Source organism: Alteromonas sp. BZK5 (assembly GCF_014349115.1).
GTDB classification, from domain to species: domain Bacteria; phylum Pseudomonadota; class Gammaproteobacteria; order Enterobacterales; family Alteromonadaceae; genus Alteromonas; species Alteromonas macleodii.
The window spans coordinates 1-2047 of record NZ_JACSOE010000220.1; the positions used below are offsets into that span (position 1 = coordinate 1).

The window sequence follows — 2047 nt, forward strand, 5'->3', positions numbered from 1 at the left end:
ACATCGAGTAGGGTGAGGCGTCACCGCCTCATCCCTCTCACAGAACCGTACATACGGGCCTCGTATACGGCTCATGTACACAGTTATTTAGCGTAATTGCTAAACACATATCCTGTTTCAACATTCTCCAAGTTCATTAGCCCAAGTTCTTCGAACCAACTGTTTGGCATCGCGTAGCTTGCTAAAGGACTGCGTGCACTGCACCAGCTCGTCATGTTGATGTGAGCGAACTTGCCTTTATAACCATGCTGTCGTAGCCAGCGATGGAGGCGGCTCGCCTTCTTCCATAACTTAAGTTGGATGCTGCGCAAGCGCCGTCTTAGCCAGCTCGCGAGTTGCTTAAATGCCCTGCTCGCATTGGCTATCTTGAAGTAGTAACTAAACCCTCTTAGCAGAGGGTTTAATGCATTGATGACTGATTGCAGTGGCACTCCGCCATTGCGTTTCGTCATCTGCTTGAGCTTCGCCTTAAACGCGGTGAGTTTCTTAGACTGTATGCGGGTATGTTTCGTCCCAATTTCAACGCCTAGGAACTTCACACCATCATCACTGTGTGTAATGTGTGTTTTATCCGTGTTTACGCTTAGCTTTAGCTTTTCTTCTAAGATGTGTGTGGCTTGCACTTTGGCATTCTCTGCCGCTGTACGACTGCTACACAAGATAAGGATGTCATCAGCATAGCGCACTATGCGGTGCCCACGTTGTTTCATTTCCTCATCGAACGCATCCAGATAGATGTTCGCTATGAGCGGGCTTATTACCCCGCCTTGCGGACTGCCTGTCTCTGTCTGCTGCCAATGCCCATCAACCATTACCCCACTTTCTAAGAACTGAGTAATTAACTTCAACACGCTGCCATCGCGCACCCGCCTTTTGATGCTCTTAATGATAAGCGTATGGTCCAGCTTATCGAAGCACTTCGACAGGTCCATATCCACCACGTGTCGCCGTCCGTATCGACGGATGAACATGGTGGCTTTATTAATGGCATCGTGACAGCTCCGCTTCGGTCTATAACCAAAGCTTGATGGATGGAACTGCTCTTCGAAGATGGGTGTAAGGAGGTCATTCAAGCATTGTTGAACCACTCTATCCCTGACTGTTGGGATACCCAATAGACGCTCACCGCCCCCGTCTTTCGGGATAATGACCCGCCTTACCGGTTGCGGTTGATAGCGCTTGGTTTTGAGCTCGAGAAGAAGCTGTGTGAGTTCATTATCCAGATTTGAGGCAAACGCGCTCAGGCTCTGCCCATCTATTCCGGCCGCACCTTTCGCTTTGAATACCTTTTTAAACCCTTTGAACAGCCTCGCTTTATTAAGCAGGTGACCGTACAAACTATAATAAACCCGCATACTTCCTCTCGAAGATAGTGTGCTGTGTGGGGGCCGATACTTTCTCTTCGCGTTGGTCTATTTCACATGGTGGTAGAGCGTGCTAGCCCAATGGCAATCTACTCAACGTTCACCACGTTACTCCCATGTACCGTTTCGTAGCCAGTCCGTCGCTTCCGCGACAAACCAAGTACGAAGACGTCGATAGCTAATCGATTCGTGTACCACTAAAAAAAAACACCTGCTCATCACAGACTGACTATGTACTTCCGCCCTTCGCCATCCCTATCAGCTTTTGGCTGATAACGATGCCACCAAACACTGCTGATGGTCAGCTCGGTTTTACCCTCCACACCATTACTGGCTTTCACAGGCCGAACTTTACTCACTACTACGGCATCATCTGCCACCTCGCACCAACACCTACCTTGAGTCGCCTCTCGCATAGATGCTTCTGGCTCACAACCAGAAACGGTGTCAGGCTTCCCCAGTTACTGCACTAGCGCCCTGTTAGAAATGCCACCCTCAAGCACAAAACAGGACTGACTGAGTATCGGGCTTTGCGCTATTTTGCACGCTTACCCTCCTGTCTTGCCGAATCAGGTTCACTTGCGTTGTGTACCTCTAACTTCCTATGGCTTCCTTCGGACCCTGTCGTTGGCCAACAACGCCCTTGCCATTCGGATTATCTTCCCCTCAGTCAGGGTGATTCA

1 protein-coding gene is annotated in these 2047 nt (G+C 49.7%); it reads right to left on the minus strand.

Features of this window, described 5'->3' with window-relative positions; all coding sequences use genetic code 11:
• Positions 1-83: 83 nt before the first annotated feature.
• Positions 84-1355, minus strand: a complete 1272-nt coding sequence (gene ltrA / locus BIZ39_RS21450) for a group II intron reverse transcriptase/maturase (RefSeq protein ID WP_187448059.1) — start codon at positions 1353-1355, stop codon at positions 84-86.
• Positions 1356-2047 lie beyond the last annotated feature (692 nt).

Bases quoted from the DNA above. Each gene is read 5' to 3' on its own strand.
- ltrA (WP_187448059.1), bottom strand. From the start codon at position 1,355: ATGCGGGTTTATTATAGTTTGTACGGTCACCTGCTTAATAAAGCGAGG.